17 protein-coding genes and 2 pseudogenes are annotated in these 17,383 nt (G+C 47.8%); 17 read left to right on the forward strand and 2 right to left on the reverse strand.

All coding sequences use genetic code 11. From position 1 onward, the window contains the following. Together MBEAL2_RS28995 and MBEAL2_RS07495 are read left to right on the forward strand one after the other, a co-directional pair. On the forward strand, nucleotides 1-827 hold an 827-nt coding region (locus MBEAL2_RS28995), incomplete at its 5' end, for a transposase (RefSeq protein ID WP_052947546.1). A 734-nt stretch (nucleotides 828-1,561) separates the two neighbouring features. Then, the gene (locus MBEAL2_RS07495) at nucleotides 1,562-1,741 is read left to right on the forward strand and encodes an aspartyl-phosphate phosphatase Spo0E family protein (RefSeq protein WP_047151719.1); all 180 of its coding nucleotides are present in this window, start codon (nucleotides 1,562-1,564) and stop codon (nucleotides 1,739-1,741) included. Nucleotides 1,742-2,107: 366 nt separating this feature from the next. On the opposite strand, the gene MBEAL2_RS07500 is transcribed toward MBEAL2_RS07495, so the two are convergent. Beyond that, nucleotides 2,108-2,833, reverse strand: a complete 726-nt coding sequence (locus MBEAL2_RS07500; RefSeq protein WP_052947547.1) for a hypothetical protein — start codon at nucleotides 2,831-2,833, stop codon at nucleotides 2,108-2,110. A 214-nt stretch (nucleotides 2,834-3,047) separates the two neighbouring features. Between MBEAL2_RS07500 and MBEAL2_RS07505 the strand changes: the two genes are divergently transcribed. The 4 genes from MBEAL2_RS07505 to MBEAL2_RS07520 all read left to right on the forward strand — a co-directional run bounded on the left by MBEAL2_RS07505 (nucleotide 3,048) and on the right by MBEAL2_RS07520 (nucleotide 5,421). Continuing rightward, complete coding sequence (locus tag MBEAL2_RS07505) at nucleotides 3,048-3,521, forward strand: hypothetical protein (protein ID WP_047151720.1); 474 nt, start codon at nucleotides 3,048-3,050, stop codon at nucleotides 3,519-3,521. 1 nt (nucleotide 3,522) lies between these two features. After that, nucleotides 3,523-4,194, forward strand: a complete 672-nt coding sequence (locus MBEAL2_RS07510; RefSeq protein WP_047151721.1) for a PspA/IM30 family protein — start codon at nucleotides 3,523-3,525, stop codon at nucleotides 4,192-4,194. 189 nt (nucleotides 4,195-4,383) lie between these two features. Then, entirely contained in the window at nucleotides 4,384-4,899 is a 516-nt protein-coding gene (lepB, locus tag MBEAL2_RS07515) for a signal peptidase I (protein WP_047151722.1), read from the forward strand. Between the two features lie 30 nt (nucleotides 4,900-4,929). Continuing rightward, entirely contained in the window at nucleotides 4,930-5,421 is a 492-nt protein-coding gene (locus MBEAL2_RS07520; RefSeq protein WP_052947548.1) for a lysozyme family protein, read from the forward strand. 106 nt (nucleotides 5,422-5,527) lie between these two features. Here the strand turns inward: MBEAL2_RS07520 and MBEAL2_RS32695 are convergent. Further along, a pseudogene (locus tag MBEAL2_RS32695) lies at nucleotides 5,528-6,097 on the reverse strand (IS110 family transposase); the annotation flags it as partial. Between the two features lie 241 nt (nucleotides 6,098-6,338). On the opposite strand from MBEAL2_RS32695, the gene MBEAL2_RS07530 reads away from it, so the two are divergent. The 11 genes and pseudogenes from MBEAL2_RS07530 (at nucleotide 6,339) to MBEAL2_RS07575 (ending at nucleotide 17,370) form a co-directional block, all read left to right on the forward strand. Further along, complete coding sequence (locus MBEAL2_RS07530) at nucleotides 6,339-7,565, forward strand: acyl-CoA dehydrogenase family protein (RefSeq protein ID WP_047151723.1); 1,227 nt, start codon at nucleotides 6,339-6,341, stop codon at nucleotides 7,563-7,565. Between the two features lie 21 nt (nucleotides 7,566-7,586). Further along, nucleotides 7,587-8,363: an SDR family oxidoreductase gene (locus tag MBEAL2_RS07535; RefSeq protein WP_047151724.1), complete on the forward strand. Its 777-nt coding sequence runs from the start codon at nucleotides 7,587-7,589 to the stop codon at nucleotides 8,361-8,363. A gap of 36 nt (nucleotides 8,364-8,399) precedes the next feature. Then, the gene (locus MBEAL2_RS07540) at nucleotides 8,400-9,569 is read left to right on the forward strand and encodes a thiolase family protein (RefSeq protein ID WP_047151725.1); all 1,170 of its coding nucleotides are present in this window, start codon (nucleotides 8,400-8,402) and stop codon (nucleotides 9,567-9,569) included. Nucleotides 9,570-9,617: 48 nt separating this feature from the next. Then, nucleotides 9,618-9,734, forward strand: a pseudogene (locus MBEAL2_RS30065) (SDR family oxidoreductase); the annotation flags it as partial. 59 nt (nucleotides 9,735-9,793) lie between these two features. Beyond that, on the forward strand, nucleotides 9,794-11,242 hold the full coding sequence (locus MBEAL2_RS07545; RefSeq protein ID WP_082129836.1) for a long-chain-fatty-acid--CoA ligase: 1,449 nt from the start codon (nucleotides 9,794-9,796) through the stop codon (nucleotides 11,240-11,242). Between the two features lie 27 nt (nucleotides 11,243-11,269). Further along, nucleotides 11,270-12,157: a 3-hydroxyacyl-CoA dehydrogenase family protein gene (locus MBEAL2_RS07550; RefSeq protein ID WP_047151726.1), complete on the forward strand. Its 888-nt coding sequence runs from the start codon at nucleotides 11,270-11,272 to the stop codon at nucleotides 12,155-12,157. Beyond that, the gene (locus tag MBEAL2_RS07555; RefSeq protein ID WP_047151727.1) at nucleotides 12,157-12,936 is read left to right on the forward strand and encodes an enoyl-CoA hydratase; all 780 of its coding nucleotides are present in this window, start codon (nucleotides 12,157-12,159) and stop codon (nucleotides 12,934-12,936) included. The genes MBEAL2_RS07550 and MBEAL2_RS07555 overlap by 1 nt, the downstream gene beginning before the upstream one ends. 32 nt (nucleotides 12,937-12,968) lie before the next feature. Next, nucleotides 12,969-14,051, forward strand: a complete 1,083-nt coding sequence (locus MBEAL2_RS07560) for a phosphotransferase family protein (RefSeq protein WP_047151728.1) — start codon at nucleotides 12,969-12,971, stop codon at nucleotides 14,049-14,051. Nucleotides 14,052-14,063: 12 nt separating this feature from the next. After that, nucleotides 14,064-14,810 carry a 2-phosphosulfolactate phosphatase gene (locus MBEAL2_RS07565; protein WP_047151729.1) on the forward strand — a complete coding sequence of 249 codons (747 nt, stop codon included), beginning with the start codon at nucleotides 14,064-14,066 and terminating at the stop codon, nucleotides 14,808-14,810. After that, nucleotides 14,803-16,575 carry an acyl-CoA dehydrogenase FadE gene (locus MBEAL2_RS07570; protein ID WP_047151730.1) on the forward strand — a complete coding sequence of 591 codons (1,773 nt, stop codon included), beginning with the start codon at nucleotides 14,803-14,805 and terminating at the stop codon, nucleotides 16,573-16,575. The genes MBEAL2_RS07565 and MBEAL2_RS07570 overlap by 8 nt, the downstream gene beginning before the upstream one ends. A gap of 12 nt (nucleotides 16,576-16,587) precedes the next feature. Beyond that, complete coding sequence (locus MBEAL2_RS07575) at nucleotides 16,588-17,370, forward strand: SDR family NAD(P)-dependent oxidoreductase (protein WP_047151731.1); 783 nt, start codon at nucleotides 16,588-16,590, stop codon at nucleotides 17,368-17,370. Nucleotides 17,371-17,383: the final 13 nt, after the last annotated feature.

The following is a 17,383-nucleotide window of genomic DNA, read 5'->3' on the forward strand; positions in this document are numbered from 1 at the left end:
AGTCCCATTGCCTCGTGACCTCCCATGTGGTCGCAGGAGGGTTCTCCTTCTCCTGGGATTTTCGTCCTTATTTTCGTGAGGCCTACTGTCAGGAACACCATTTACCCTTTAAAAGTAAAAACGAGCTGGCTATGGAAATGATCAGAAACTTTCCTGCCCATGAAGATGAACAAGTGTATGTGTTAATGGATAGCTGGTACTCAAGTAAAAAGATGATGGACACCTGCCTATCAAAAGGGTTTCATGTCATCGCGGCTGTAAAATCAAATCGCAAGATTTGCCCGCAGGGCATCCGGGTGTCCATGGCTGAATTTGTGAACTGTTATATTGAAAATTCCGACCTTCATTCCGTGACCGTGAAGGATAAAGGAAGATTTCGGGTCTACTTGTGTGAAAGTCCACTGGCAGAGATGGAAAATGTCAAAATTCTTCTATCCTGGGAGAAGAAATTCGTTCAGGGTAAAACTCCGTTTTGCCTCCTGTGTACCGATCTGACTCTGGATGTCGTGACCATCCTGGAGTATTATCATATCCGATGGGAGATAGAAACGGGCTACCGTTATTTCAAGGAACTACTAGGGTTTGATCAGTATCAACTACTTTCTTTCAAAGCCATCGAGCGATACGGGGTGATCCAGTACCTGACACAGAATTTTCTTGAGCAGCAGAGACAGGAGTGGTCTAAGAACTCGCCACTTACACTTGGAGATACCGTTAGGCGGATCCGAACCGAATTTTTGGGGCAGCTGGTCGTTTATGTTTATCAAGAAGGACTAGCAAAAACGTCTTTGAAAGAAGTGCTGAAAACCCTAAAACTAATCGCTTAAAAAAGTGGTTTTTCTGAATCACTACCCGTATACCCTTTTTTAGGGTTTTAATGAAAATCTGCAAGAGTCAAATTTTATATTTAGGAATGGAATTTGACGCGAAATAGAGAAACGCAATCCCAAAAATATTCAGAGGGGACTTCCTCAATCGATATCCCTTATAGTAATTGATTTTTTATTCAAATGTGCTTATTCAAAAAAAACAGCCCTGATAACGAGGGCTAGTTTTAAGGAGCAGAAAATGAATTTCTGCATAAGGGTCATCAGTAGTATTGCTTAAGACAAGTCTTATAATAAATGAATATCATTAATTGTCTATTTTCAAACTACTAAGACGCTGTTAAATTGGTCTGTAATTACTAACTTGGCCATTTAACCTTACTTATTTGATAATGAATGCTGTTTTTTGTATAGGAAGAAAGAAGGGAAAACTTCTATAATTTAGGGGGGGTTACATGTGATAAATTTATGAAGAAAAGGGGAGATATAACGACCGCTGAATGTAGTTGTATGATAATATTAGACAAAAAAAACTATAATTCGTCAGATCATCTCATAAGATTAGGGCAACAAAATTAGATAAAAAAGCATGTCAGTCACACGTCTAAGCGTTTACAATACGAAATGAATGAGTGTCACGATTTGTCGAGATAATTTTGTGGTATAGAATTGGTTACCAGTAGATAATGGAGAATGTGCAAGCTGAATTTTTTACTTGCTAAGGAGAGATAAGGTTGAATCAGAGAGTGGAGTTAGATTTAGTAATTGACAAATTAAAGAAAAAATTAGCGAATAGAGTAGCACAGCATGATTTCAACTTCCGACATCCAGATGTACTGCACATTAGTCAGGAGCTCGATTCTTTAATTGTAGAGGAAATGAAGTATAGAAAATCGGGATTAATCTATTCCTAATTTGTGTGATGTACAGTAAAACAAACTTTTCTTTGCTATAGAAAAGAAAATGAAGAGGGCGTCCCAAAAGTAACCTGGGACGCCTTTTTTTGCAAAAAAAAGAAGAAAATCGCCCTTTTTTGTTTTTGGTATAATGAAGTCACCACAACAAACAAAACACCCGGAAAGGAACGAAAAAAACAAGCCGAAAAGGTAAGAAATCTGCCCTTAAGGAGTCAGTGATATCCATAAATACCCAGATATTAGGATAAAAAAAGAGGCTGGTCCCAAAAAGTCGCTTTTCCACGACCTTTTGAGACAGCCTCGTTCAATATATTTTAAAAGTAGGGGTAATTTATGGAAAAAGTGTGCCTTAGCGATTCAATGTTATTTTTGAGAATTTATGGTAGAGGTTGTATTACTATCAGACGTTGAAGCATCATCATTCGTTTCACCATCAGTTTTGGCATCATCATGCTGCTGCCATGTTTGATCCACCATCTTCGTTAGACGGTCTTTTTCATTTTGAAGCAGTTTATTAATCAAGTCATCTTTCGCGATTCCTTTATCTTGAGCGATTTGAGCTAGTGTTTTTCCAGCTTGCAATTGGGTTTGGAGTTCTTGTTCAGTGATTCCTAACACAGATGCGGCATCTTTGAATCCTCCTCGCTCACCACCATGTTTACCGTGTTCTCCTCCAAAGCCAAACCCACCTTTTTGTTCGACTCTGTTCTTGATTTCAGTCTGCTCATCCGCTTTCTTTTGATTCGCTTGCTCCTGTGTTAACTTCCCGTCTTGTATAGCCTGGGCCAATCGTTGAGCGTGTTGATTTACCAGTAAATCAATCACTTTTTGTTCGTCTACCCCTTGTGCAGCAGCCACATCTGCTAACGATTTACCGTTTTTCAAATTTTGCTGTAACGTAGCGGCATCTACTTTCAGCAAAGAAAGAAGTTCTTGGTTATTAAATTGTTTCTCATGTTTATGCATAGAAACTTTTTGTTGTGTTGTAGACGTGGTTGAAGAGGATGTAGTTGTTGAAGCAGCAAAAGCCGATCCTGCGATGGCCAGGACAGCTAATCCCGTTGTAGCGACAGTAAGTAATTTTTTCATTGATAACACTCCTTCATTTTTGTTTTATTATGTTTCGTTTTGGACAGTTCCTACTTTAACCGGGAAAAGTGAAAAAACGGTGAAATTTTGAAGGGTAATTTTGGCATGTTCTATTTCGTTTTCTTTTTTTGTGCCTAACTTGATTTTCACTGTTTTTTCACTTTTCTCTTCTATACTCAAATCTGTCAGAAGGACAAGCAAGAGGAGGAAAAAGATGAAAGCAAAATTAAGGAAAGGCTTACCCTGGATTTTAACTACACTCTTACTATTGGTTGGCATCACCTTTGCCATAAATACATTGGGAGATGGTTTTCATGATAGAGGTCATGACCAAGTTGCAATAAACTCGAGTTACGGTGATAACCAAATCCAGTTTGTACAAAGAGATAATCTGATGGGCGGGGATTATTCGATGCATAGGGAGGATTCTATACAAGAACATCACACTATGCGTGAGCATCACGAAGGAGGGTTCCACTTCATCGGTTCTGCCGTGTCCCTTGTTTTAGGGGGAGCAGCCCTTGTGATTTTAATCAGATGGCTGCGTAGAAGAAAAAATGCTCGTTCGTTTACCCGTTCCATCATCGAGACACCGATTTCTTATTCAACTTATAATGCAAATCAAACCGAAGTAGATTTCTTAGATGAATGGGAAAAAAGACAAACAACACATAGGGAGGAAAAATAACATGGGAATTTTTAAACGAATTAAGGATATGACAATGAATGAGGTTCATACACTGCTTGATAAAGTAGAAGACCCAATTAGCATGCTGAACCATCACATACGGGAAATGGAGGAAGAAATCAAGAAAGGGCAGCAAGCCTATGCGCATCAACTCTTTCTAGAGAAGAAACACATGGCGTTAATCGCGGATACAGAAACACGGATAGCTAAAAGGGAGCGCCAGGCGAAATTAGCTGTCGATAAAGAAGAAGAATCCATTGCCAAAATGGCGTTGCAAGAAAAGTTAAATCAGGAGAAAAACTTAAACCTATATAAAGGGCAGTATGAAACGATTATCAATCAGACAAAGAGCCTGGTTGAAAAGCTATATCAACTCAAGGAGAAGTATAGCCAACTGCAAAACAGAAGACTCCTTTTACTTTCAAGAGCCAATGTAGCCCAATCAATAAAGCAGATAAATAATATGGTTGTCTCATTTAATACAGATAACATCGCCAAAGGGTTTGCTCGTGCAGAAGAACGCGTTTTATTATTGGAAGCAGAAGTAGAGGCAATTAACCGACTCACCCTTCCTCCGCAGGAGATTCAGTCTTATACGATGGACCCCGTCCTGCAAGAAGAAGTAGAAAAGGAGTTAGAGAAATTAAAGGCGACCCAAAAGGAAACCGTTTAATGGCCCTGCTTGTTGGAGTAAGATATATCGATTGACTATCAGAAACAAAGGAAAACCTCATGTGAATGACCACATGAGGTTTTCTATTAACATTTGGCAGGAGAATGATTCCTTTCTTATCGTTGCTATCAGCAAACAAAGTAACAAAGGAACCCTAAAATCCGTAAGAGAGCGTTTGGAGGATATTTTATGAAAAAGAATCTATTTAAAGAATGGGGCCCATCGGTTGTTCTTGCCCTTGTCATAAGCTTTGTATGTAGAACGTATGTAGCGGAAGCCGTTGTGGTTCCTTCTGGATCCATGCTGCCAACGATTCAACTACAAGACCGTTTGCTGATAGAAAAATTCACAGGACCTGCTTCTTTAAAATACGGAGATGTTGTGGTTTTTTACCCCCCGATTCCAGGGCAAGAAAATCAGCGTTTTATTAAACGGTTAATAGGCATAGGAGGAGATGCAATTCAAATCAAGGACCATGTTCTTTACCGTAATGGAGTAAAAGTAGATGAACCCCATATCAAACAAAGTATGAATTACGATTATGGCCCAGTTAAAATTCCACAAGGGAAATTTTTCTTCTTAGGAGATAATCGGAATGATAGCTATGATTCTCATTTATGGCCCATACCTTTTGTTGATCAAAGCAAAATTGTAGGGAAAGCTGTCGTTACTTTTTTCCCCTTGTCTGATTTTAAGAAGTTTTAAAAACAACTGATTATGAAAGGTGTATTTTTTGTGCAATTTCAACTAGAACTATTCGTAAGTAAGCATCGAAAAGAAGTAATGTTTCTCTTCTTTTCTTTGATTATCTGCATCTTTATATTTTGTCTGCAACTACAAAAACTAGAGACTATGGACAGCGGAGAAGGAAAAGCAACGATTAACGATGCCGTTCTCGGTTATCAACCTTTACTTCAAAAATATGCTGCAAAATATGGGGTCAGCAAGTATGGATCATTTTTAATGGCTCAAATGATGCAAGAATCAGGAGGTCAAGGCGGTGATCCAATGCAAGGCAGTGAAAGTTTAGGACTTCCACCCAATACAATTACAAATCCTGAACAAAGCATCGACGCAGGAGTCAGATACTTTGCTTACGTTTTGAAGCTTTCAAACGGTGATTTAAAACTCGCGACTCAGTCGTACAATTTTGGCACCGGATTTATCAAATATGCAAGGGCTCGTGGAGGATACTCAAAGGAAAACGCGTTGCCTTTTCACAAATGATGGCCAAAAAGTATAACTGGAAGAGGTATGGGGATGTAGATTATGTTGACCATGTATTCCGCTATTATGAAGACAGGACAAATACAGCTGCAAATATGTAGTTTACAGGCATTGTGTCTAATAGTTCCAGATCTTCCTGAAAGGGACGCATTCGTTCCTTAATTTCCTGGTCTAGTCTTTCGATTTCTGCTTCAAGAAACTCAATATGGCGAAGTTGCGTAGGTAGCATCATGCGTTGATGCGTTCCCGTTAATCCTTTTAGAGCTTGCTCGAGCTCATGTACTTTTTTCTTCATGCTTCGTTTAGCGAATTGAGCAATAAGCTGAGGATCATCCACACCATTGATTAAAGCTGTAATCATCGCTCGCCCTGAAACGCCTGTAATATCTGTTGCCATGGAAGAAAGCTTGATATTGGCACCTTCCAATACTTTTTGCATTCAGCATCTTTGACATCGAGGAACCGCTTTAATGTGTGTGGCATTCACCACAAGGGTTTCACTGTTCGTTAATTCCAACACATTATAGATGGGTTTCCAAAAAGAACCCGTAGATTCCATTGCAGTGTGGGTGCCCCCTTTCTGTTTAAGCCAACCGGACAGCGCCAAAATGTCTTCTGTCATTGTACTGAAGGTACAAATCTCTTTGCCTTTAGGAGTGAGTAAACAAGCAACAATACTTCTTTAATGAACATCTAATCCACAACAACGTTCATAAATAATCTGCATCGATAATTGAATAAAACTAAATAAATATGAACATTAAACGGCAAATATGTATCCTTTTTGTTTGACATACGCTTCGCCTAAATGATAAAAAACAGTTATGGCTTGAATATTTTGAAAATATAAATTATAATAAAGATATAATTTCCACTTAACATACCAGCCGGTCAGTATGTAAAAAAGGAGGCTTATTATGAATTTTGATCATTCGGGAAAAGTACAAAAGCTTCAACGCACGCTTACGGATTTTATGGAACAAATCGTCTACCCCAACGAAAAAACATACGAAGCCCAGCTCAATGAAGGCAGCAGCCGTTGGGCCATTCCGCCTGTCATGGAAGAAATGAAGCAGCAAGCCAAAGAAGTCGGCCTATGGAATTTATTTTTGCCGGACAGCGAATACGGTGCAGGGCTGACGAATCTGGAATATGCGCCGCTGTGCGAGATTATGGGCCGTTCCTTCATTGCTCCGGAAGTATTCAACTGCGCCGCACCTGATACAGGAAACATGGAAGTGCTGGTGCGCTATGGAACCCAGAAACAGAAGGACAAATGGCTTGTACCGCTGTTAGAAGGAGAAATTCGCTCCTGTTTCTCCATGACCGAGCCGGATGTTGCTTCATCGGATGCAACGAACATTGGAGCCACGATTGAACGGGATGGAAACGAATACATAGTAAATGGCCGTAAGTGGTGGTCATCTGGTGCCGGCGATCCGCGCTGCAAGATTGCCATCGTAATGGGGAAATCAGACCCTGATGCAGCGAGGCACGAACAGCAATCAATGATTCTTGTTCCATTGGATACAGCCGGAGTTAATATCAAACGCATGCTTCCTGTTTTTGGCTATGACCATGCACCGCACGGCCATGCGGAAATCAATTACGAGCACGTGCGCGTGCCGGCAGACTCCATGCTTTGGGAAGAGGGAAAAGGATTTGCCATCGCACAGGGCCGGTTAGGGCCGGGGCGTATTCATCACTGTATGCGTCTGATTGGAGCAGCGGAGCGCGCACTTGAGGAGTTGTGTAAGCGCGTTCAGCAACGCGTTGCTTTTGGCAAAGCACTGGCACAGCAAGGTGTCATTCAGGATTGGATTGCCACCTCCCGCATTGAAATCGAACAAGCACGCCTGCTCACGCTAAAAGCAGCATATATGATGGATACGGTTGGCAACAAAGTGGCCAAAAAGGAAATTGCCATGATTAAAGTCGTGGCTCCAAACATAGCCTTACAGGTGCTTGACAGAGCCATTCAAGCGCTTGGCGCCGCCGGCGTAAGCGATGATTTCCCACTGGCTGCACACTGGGCAAACGCACGTACACTCCGCCTGGCAGACGGACCGGACGAAGTGCATAAAGCCGCCATTGCTAAGATGGAGCTAAAAAAATACAAGGATATAAGCGCACTTACAGTATAAGCAGAGAAAGGAAGATGTGGGATGAACATAAAACAGTTATTTGATTTAACGGGAAAAACGGCCATCGTAACCGGAGGGGGCCGCGGACTCGGTGCGCAAATCGCCGAAGGGTTTGCCGAGGCGGGCGCGAACGTTGTCCTCTGTTCACGGCGGGTTGAAGCTTGTGAAGAAACGGCGGAGCGCCTGCAGAGGGAAACAGGTGCCCAGTGTCTTGCCCTGGCATGCGACGTGCGAAATCCAGAAGATGTGCAGCGAGTGGTAAACGAGGCGGCAGCCCGCTTTGGGCGCATTGATATTCTTGTCAACAACAGCGGTGCCTCCTGGGGTGCACCGGCAGAAGAAATGCCGCTTGAGGCCTGGAATAAAGTAATGGATATTAATGTAACCGGTACATTCCTAATGGCCCAGGCTGTTGGACGGGTCATGATCGGGCAAAGGGCAGGAAAAATCATTAATATCGCCTCAGTTGCCGGGCTGGCCGGTTCGGATCCGAGATATATGGATGCCATTGGCTACAGCGCTAGCAAAGGAGCGGTTATCTCCTTCACGAAGGATCTTGCTGTGAAATGGGGAGGGCATAACATTACGGTGAATGCGATTGCGCCCGGGTTTTTCCCGACCAAAATGTCGAAGGAACTGCTCAACCGGGGCGGCGAACACATTCTTAATGCGACCCCGCTTCGCCGGTATGGCTCGGATCAGGATTTGAAAGGCAGCGCCGTGTTCCTGGCGTCAGATGCTGCCAATTATGTCACCGGCACTGTCCTTGTCGTCGATGGCGGCATGTCCGCCATGTAATCTTAAAATCTATCAAACATAAATGGAGGAGAACAAATGGAACGAGATCCAGTCATAGTTTCGGCAGTACGAACAGCGATTGGCAGGCAGGGAGGAGCGCTTGCTCCCCTGCAGGCGCATGAATTCGGAGCGGTTGCTATCCGCAAAGCGATCGAGCGCGCGCACATCACACCGGAAGAAATTGATGATGTTATTATGGGGAATGTCCTGAGCGGCGGGGGGAATATTGCACGGCTAACCGCCCTGGCGACCGGTCTATCGATGGAGATCCCGGGGCTTACGATTGATAGGCAGTGCGGCTCAGGAATGAACGCGGTCGCCTTAGCAGCACAGGCCATTCGCGCAGGCGATGGAGACGTGTACGTGGCGGGAGGAATTGAAAGCATGAGCAGGGCCCCTTATTTAATGGACCGTCCTACGAAAGCGTATAGCGCTGCTCCGCCGAGATTCCGCTCCTCCATGCTGTCTACAAAAGAAATCGGGAACCCGCCAATGGGCATTACCGCGGAAAACCTCGTGAAAAAATACGGCATTACACGCGAAGAGCAGGACCAGTTCGCTCTTCGCAGCCAGCAGCGTATGGCCCGTGCTATGCAAGAAGGTTTGTTTGCAGAACAAATCGTGCCGGTGAACGTTCCGGCGCGTAAAGGGGAGTATCAAACCTTTGCGATAGACGAACATCCGCGCCCGCAGACAACCCTGGAAGGGCTTACATCCCTGCCGCCCGCCTTTCTTGAAGGCGGTACAGTAACGGCAGGAAGCAGCTCGGGGCTGAACGATGCCGCTTCAGCGCTCGTTATTATGTCACGCGAGAAGGCGGATTCACTCGGATTAAAACCACTCGCTGTTGTGCGCCAGCACGCAGTCGCCGGTGTAGATCCGAACATTATGGGAATTGGCCCAGTGCCAGCTACACGCAAGCTTCTGGAGAAAACAGGAATGGCACTCGACGAGATTGATTTGATTGAGCTCAATGAGGCGTTTGCCGCGCAGGTCATCGCTTGCGACCGGGAACTGAACATGGACTCGGAGAAGCTGAACGTCAATGGCGGAGCGATTGCCCACGGCCACCCGCTGGGAGCTACCGGGGCGATCCTTGTGACCAAAGCGTTGTATGAGCTGCAACGCAGACAGGGAAGGCATGCGCTCATTACTGCCTGCATTGGAGGCGGCCAGGGCATCGCTGTGCTTATTGAGCGCGAATAAGAGCGTAATGGGGTACCAGACAAGATTGCGATTATTACAGGGGGCGGAGGCGGAATCGGCCGGCCGGAAGAAATCGCCAATGCAGTTTTATTCCTGGCATCCGACGAAGCTTCTTATATTACCGGCACCACATTGTTAATTGATGGAGGGGCATTGACACTCTAGCATACGGAGGTATAGCTGTGGTTGAAAATAAGTGCTGGGCTTCGCTGTATCTAGATGGCATGAGCCGCCGGTTCGCCGCCGCGCTGCAAAATAGCGGTGTGCAAAAAGGAGACCGTGTGGCGATCATGCTCCCTAATTGTCCACAGTACGTTATATCGTATTATGGAACCCTTCGTGCGGGCGCGATCGTAACCCAGGTTAACCCGATGCTCGTAGAACGGGAAATCGAGTATATCCTAAACGATTCGGGAGCGGAAACGATCGTTGTATATGACGCGTTGTATGAAAGAGTCGCCGCGGTCCGCGAGCGTACAGCGCTAAAGAACGTGATAACGGTTAGCCTGTCAGAAACAGAACCGGATTTCCCTGCTACGTACTCCTTTACATCGTTTATGCAGACAGGCAGCGAAACGTATCAACCTGTTCAGATTCATCCGGCTGAAGATATCGCAGTCCTTCAGTATACGGGCGGCACAACCGGGCGATCTAAAGGCGCGATGCTCACCCACCGGAATCTGGTAGCCAACCTTATGCAGACACACGAATTTTTTAAAAACGAAATCCGTCCCGGTCAGGAAAAGTACTTAACGATCATTCCTTTATTTCACGTGTTCGGCATGACATCCGGCATGAATCTGTCCATTCTTAATGGCTCGATGAACGTGCTTCTCCCACGCTTTCAGGTAGAAGAAGTGCTGGAGACGATTAAGAGGGAGCAGCCCACGGTATTTCCCGGCGTTCCTACCATGTACATTGCCCTTACGAACCACCCGAAAGCAGAGGCGTACGACATTGGCAGTATCCGCATTTGCAACAGCGGAAGCGCCCCGATGCCGGTCGAGGTAATGAAAGATTTTGAACGGAAGACAGGAGCATCCATTATGGAAGGCTACGGATTAAGTGAAGCGTCACCGACGACCCACTGCAATCCGCCCTTTGCGGCTAACAAGCCGGGCAGCGTCGGCATTGGACTCCCATCCACTGACTATAAAATAGTAGACGTTGCAACGGGAACGGCCGAAGTGCCTGTCGGTGAAATGGGGGAACTCATTATTAAAGGCCCCCAGGTAATGAAGGGGTACTGGAATTTACCGGAGGAGACAAACATCGCCCTGCGCGACGGCTGGCTTTATACCGGGGATATTGCCCACATGGATGAAGAGGGCTACGTATACATCGTGGACCGGAAAAAGGACATGATTATCGCCAGTGGATACAATATTTACCCGCGCGACGTAGAAGAGATGCTGTATGAACATCCCGGTGTACAGGAAGCGGTTGTCGTTGGTGTGCCGGATCCTTATCGCGGGGAAACCGTCAAGGCGGTGCTTGTCCCAAAAGAAGGGGCTCAGCTAACGACGGACGAAGTTACCTCTTATTGCCGTGAACGCCTGGCCGCTTACAAGGTGCCCACTGTTATCGAATTTAGAGAAGCTTTACCGAAAACGAGCGTAGGAAAGATATTGCGGCGGGCGATTAAAGAGGAGCACCGCAGCGAAGCAAAATAAGAGTTTACTAGAAGGAAGGATGATAACATGCAAATCGAAGATATTCGCAACATTTGCGTCGTCGGTTCCGGTTCAATGGGACACCAAATTGCCATGCTCTGTGCGTTAGGCGGATTTGAGACAACCATTCAGGATCTCGAGGAACGTGCTCTGCAGAATGCGGAAGCCAAACTGCACGGGATTATGGATAAATGGGTGCAAAAAGGAAAAATTTCCGAGGAAAAAAAGGCAGAAGCATTTGGGCGCCTTACGTTCACGACAAGCTTAGAAGAGGCGGCTTCAGGAGCGGATTTCATTATCGAAGCGATCGTTGAAAAGCTGGACGCAAAGCGGGACGTTTTCGCGAAATTGGATGGCATCGCTCCGCCCCACGCGGTCCTTGCTTCCAACAGCTCGACGATCGTCAATTCTCTCATCGCCGAAGTGACGAACCGCCCGGATCAAGTATGCAACATGCACTTTTTCTTTCCGCCGCTTGTGATGGATTGTGTGGAAGTCGTGATGAGCGAGCAAACGTCAGAAGAAACAGCGCAGCTGGCCATGGACGTGTGCAAGAAAATCGGCCGGACCGGCGTGCTGCTGCGCAAAGAAATTTCCGGCTTCGTCGCCAACCGGATTTTGGGTGCTTTAAGCCGGGAAGCGGTTGCCTTGTATGAAGAAGGCATTGCTGACTTTGAGGACATCGATACGATTTGTAAAAAAGCGCTCAACCACCCGATGGGACCGTTTGAGCTCATGGATTTATCCGGCATTGACGTTGCCTACTATGTTTCCGCCCAGCGCTTTGCAGAAACAGGAGACCCGGCAGATAAACCGGCAGCCTGTGTAGAAGAAAAAGTAAATGCAGGCACGCTGGGAAGAAAGACAGGAAAAGGCTGGTATGAATACAAGCAGCCGGAAGGAGCGAAAGCATAATGGGCAATCTGGTAACTCTTGAAAAACGGGAAGGCATTGCGATCGTTACGATCGACAATCCGCCGCTTAACGTTATGTGTAAGCAAGTCGTAATGGAGCTGGGTGAAACCTTCTCCTCCCTTGCAGACGACCCGGAAACCATTGTTGTCATCCTTACAGGGGCCGGGCAAAAGGCGTTTATGGCCGGAGCGGATATTAAAGAATTCCCGCAATTAATCGGACAGCGCGGCATGAAAGCTTCCGTAATGGAAACCCATGATGTGCTCAATCAGATAGATTTTCTTCTGAAACCGACGATCGCTGTACTGAACGGTATCGCATTTGGCGGTGGCTGTGAACTGGCCTTAACGTGTGACCTGCGCATTGCCGAGGAGCACGCGCAAATCGGATTGCCGGAAATCAAGCTCGGGCTGTTCCCGGGCGGCGGCGGTACACAGCGCCTGCCTCGCCTCATCGGAGAAGCGAAGGCGAAGGAATTAATGTTTACAGGTGACCCGATATCCGCCCAGGAAGCGGAGCGCATCGGCTTAGTGAACAAAACGGTGCCGAGCGGAGAAGGCATGGAAGCCGCATTCCAGCTCGCCAAACGTATCAGCGGCTATTCCCTGGAAGCGCTCTCCCGCATTAAACGGGCAGTAGATCTAGGGGTGGAAGCACCTTTTCCAGCCGCGATTGAACTTGAAGCGGAGCTTTTTGAAGAAGTTTTCCAGACCGAGGACGTGCGCGAAGGCGTTCAGGCGTTTATTGAAAAACGAAAGCCGGTTTTTTCCCATCGTTAGAGGAGAAACCGGAACAAAGGAAGGTGCGTACGATGTCCAGGCAGGACGCTACCATAAAAGATACGATTCCCGTCCGCAAGGGGGAAGAACTTGATTTTCAGGCGCTGGAGAATTATCTGCGCCAGCATATAGAAACACTGGGCAGTGAACAACTGCAAGTGGAGCAGTTTGGGGCGGGGCATTCGAACTTAACGTACCAGATACAGATCGGCGAGTGGGAGGCGGTTGTACGCCGTCCTCCTTTTGGCCCTGTCGCACCAAAGGCTCATGATATGAAGCGTGAATGTGAAATATTACAGGAGCTGCACCCGTTTTTCCCGCTGGCACCGAAGCCATACCTGTATTGTGATGATCCCTCCGTCATTGGCAGTCCGTTCTTTGTGATGGAGCGCCGGCACGGCGTTGTGCTCGATAAGAAATTTCCTTCTTATATAGAGTATACTCCCGGGCTGGGAAGACAAATCTCAGAAACGATGGTAGACACGCTCGTTCAACTGCACGATGTACCGTATCAGGAAACAGGGCTTATCCACTTGAGCCGCCCCGAGGGATTCATGGAGCGGCAGGTTCATGGCTGGATTGGACGTTATGAACGTGCGAAAACAGATGAGATTCCCGGGGCCGATAAGCTTAAACAATGGCTGGCCAACTCCTTGCCTGTATCCCAGAAACCAACGGTCATTCATTATGATTACAAGCTAAACAATGTGATGTTTTCCCGGGAAGACGTAACACAGATGACCGGGGTGTTCGATTGGGAAATGACAACGATAGGCGATCCGCTGGCCGATCTGGGCGCGGCACTCAGCTACTGGATTGAAAAGGAAGACCCGCCTGAACTGCAGCACGGACTGGGCCATCCGCCTCTGACGGTGATGCCGGGATTTATGTCCCGTAACCAATTCCTGAACGCGTATGCGAACCAAAGCGGCCGTGATGTCTTGGACATTCAGTATTACCTGACGTTTGCTTATTTTAAGCTGGCTGTTATCTGCCAGCAAATCTATTACCGCTGGAAAATGGGGCAGACAACCGACGAGCGTTTTGCCGGTCTCGGCGGCTTTGTGCGCGCGCTCATTCTCCACGCACAGCAATGCATGGAACGTAAAGCATAATGGAGGACGGCCATGGGGAAAATTCACGTCTTGATGCGGAAAGAGGATATTGATACGGAGAAGATTCAAGGCAAAGTCGCTGTCGTATTCGACGTCCTTCTGGCGACATCTACCATTACAGCAGGGCTGCACCATGGTGCAAAAGAAGTCATCCCGGTGCTGGACAGAGCAGCGGCGCATGAGGAAGCGAAGAACCGGGAGCCGGACAGTTATGTGCTTGTTGGCGAGTACCAGGGCATCACACTGGAAGGGTTCCTTGATCCGAATCCGCTTGCCCTTAAAGAACGGGTGAAGGAAAAAACCGTCATTCTTTCTACGACGAATGGAACGGTGGCGATCCGCAAAGCCTCACCGGCCAGGCGAGTGTATGCTGCTTCCTTATTGAATGGGAATGCCATCGCCGAAATGCTGCGCGAGAATCACGCAGCGGATACGATCGTTCTCATCTGCGCGGGCTCCGGCGGTGAGTTTTGTATCGAAGACTTCTATGGAGCCGGCTACGTCCTCGACTGCCTGTTTTCCGGCGGAAGGGCTGAATGGGAAATGACCGATGCCGCACAGGCCGCACGGCAGTTCTACTGTGGAGCGCAGGATCAGGCGGAACAGATTTTGCTTTCCTCACGGGTAGGCCGGATGATGCAGCAATACCAGCTGGAAGAGGACGTGTATTTTGTAGCAAGCCGAGGATTTCTTGAAACGATACCCGTTCTTGACGGGATCAAGATGAGGATGAAGGAAGGAGACAAACACCATGTCTGACACGCGAATTCACAATCCTGGCGGCTCTTTTTTGATAGACACACCGGAGACCGGTGCGGTATACACACCGGAGGATTTCACGGAAGAGCACCGGATGATTGCGGCGACCGCCAAACAGTTCATCGAGCGTGAAGTCGACCCGTACCACGAAGAAATCGAAAAACAGGATTTCGACCGGGTTGTGGCGTTATTGCGCCAGGCCGGTGAGCTTGGTCTGCTTGCCCACAGCATTCCTGAAGCGTACGGCGGCCTCGGGCTGGATAAAGCAAGCAAGGGGCTCGTAGGCGAAACCATCGGGCGCACGAGCGGATACGGCGTGGCCCATTCCAACCACACGTGCATTGCGACCCTGCCGATTACGTACTTCGGCACAAAGGCGCAGAAAGAAAAATATTTACCGAAACTGGCGAGCGGTGAATATTTGGGCGCGTACTGCCTGACCGAACCTTCATCCGGTTCCGACGCGTTGAGCGCCAGAACAACGGCCCGCCTCAACGCTGAGGGAACGCATTATATACTAAATGGGACGAAGCTTTATATTACGAACGCCGTGTTCTCGGATACGTTTATTGTGTATGCGAAGGTAGACGGAGATAAATTCAGCGCTTTTATCGTGGAAAAGGACTTTCCCGGCCTGTCTCTTGGACCCGAGGAAAACAAGATGGGCATTAAAGGCTCATCGACACGCCCTGTTATTCTCGAAGAATGCCTGGTACCGGTGGAGAATTTGCTGGGTGAAGTCGGCCGCGGCCATCTTATCGCGTTAAACGTACTAAATCTTGGCCGGTTTAACCTTGGCTCGGCGTGCATGGGTGCCGCAAAATACGCCCTGCAGTTAGCTGTTGCCTATACGAACGAACGCCGGCAGTTTGGGACGCTGATTGCCGAATTTGCGGCCAGCAAAGAGAAGATAGCCAAAATGGCGGCCCGGATTTATGCTGCGGAATCGCTGCAGTACCGCACGGCAGGCCTGCTGGAAGATGCTCTAGGGGATTTATATGATTCCACGGATTATGCCCTTGTCGCCAAACGGATGGCAGAGTACGCGCTTGAATGCGCTGTCTGCAAAGTGTACGGCTCAGAGACGCTGGACCAGGTTGCTGATGAGGCCCTGCAGCTGCACGGCGGATACGGATTTATTAAAGAATACAAAGTAGAGCAGATATACAGGGATTCCCGCATTAACCGCATTTTTGAAGGAACGAATGAAATCAACCGCCTCCTTATTAGCGGACAGTTTTTCAAAAAAGGAATGACAGGCCAGCTTCCGCTAAAAGAAGCGGTTGAAAAGGCGCTAACCGAACTTCAGACCGCCCGCGCCATGGCGGAAGGGCCGCTTGCAAGGGAGAAGGAGGCTGTTGCTTCGATCCGGCGCGTGCTGCTGGCATTGGCGGGGCTTGTGCAGCAAACGGTTGGCCAGCGCCTGGAAACAGAGCAGGAAACGGCCATGAAATTCGCCGAAATTGCCATCCACCTGTACGCCGCTGAGTCCGCTGTATTGCGCACGGACAAAGCCGTCGCACAGAACGGTGCTGAACAGGAGACGATGAAAACCATGTTAACGGCATCCTGCATCGATGACGTTATATTGGAGGTGGAAATGCTTGCCCGCAAACTTATCGCCGGCGTTGCTGAAGGTTCCTTGCGGAATGAATATACCGCGCTGGTTTGTAAGGAGCTGCAGCCCTATACCGCAGAAGGAGCGATCCGGCGTAACCGCAGTATCGCTGATCGAATCAATCAGGCGCAGCAGTACATTTGCTAGAGGAGGAGTCGTATGCGATTTTTAGATGCAATTGCGGTCGTCACTGGAGCAGGCAGCGGAATCGGGGCGAGCGTCGCCATGCGGATGGCAAAGGAAGGCGCGCGGGTTGTGCTGGTTGGGCGCACACTAGCTAAGCTTGAGCATGTCGCGGGGGCGATTGAGGAAGAATGCGGGCGTGCTGCCGCTTCTGTTTTTGCGGCGGATGTTACCCAGGAGGACGAGATAGAAGGTTTAGCAGCCTTTGTACAAAGTGAATTTGGTAATGTCCATATTCTCATCAATAATGCGGGCGGTTCAGGCCAGTCCTCCCCTATATTAAAAACAAAAACCGAGGATTGGGACCTCGTCCAGTCTGCAAACCTCGGCAGCGTTTTCCTTGTTTCAAAACATATCGGAAAGCTCATGACGGAAGCGGCGAAAGCGGAGCCAGAGGCGCAGCTCAACCGGTCCATCGTCAATGTAGCTTCTCTTTCCGGCTATAAAGCAGGGGCTCAGATTCCACACTATAGCGCCGCAAAAGCGGGTGTGATTAATTTTTCCCGCGCCCTTGCGTTCGAGCTTGCCCCCTACGGCATTCGTGTGAATTCCGTATCCCCTGGCTTCGTAGAGACGCCGTTAACGGCGGAAGGCTTGCAGAATGCCCGGTTTGAAGAAGCGATTCAGCGCAAGACAGCGCTTCGCCGCATTGGCAAACCGGAGGAAATCGCGAATGTGATTACGTTTATTGCTTCACCAGAAGCCTCGTACATGACCGGATCCGACGTACTGGTCGATGGCGGCTGGCTTATCGTATAATAATACATTCGAG

Origin of the sequence: Aneurinibacillus tyrosinisolvens (assembly GCF_001015055.1) — a bacterium.
Classification (GTDB): domain Bacteria; phylum Bacillota; class Bacilli; order Aneurinibacillales; family Aneurinibacillaceae; genus Aneurinibacillus_A; species Aneurinibacillus_A tyrosinisolvens.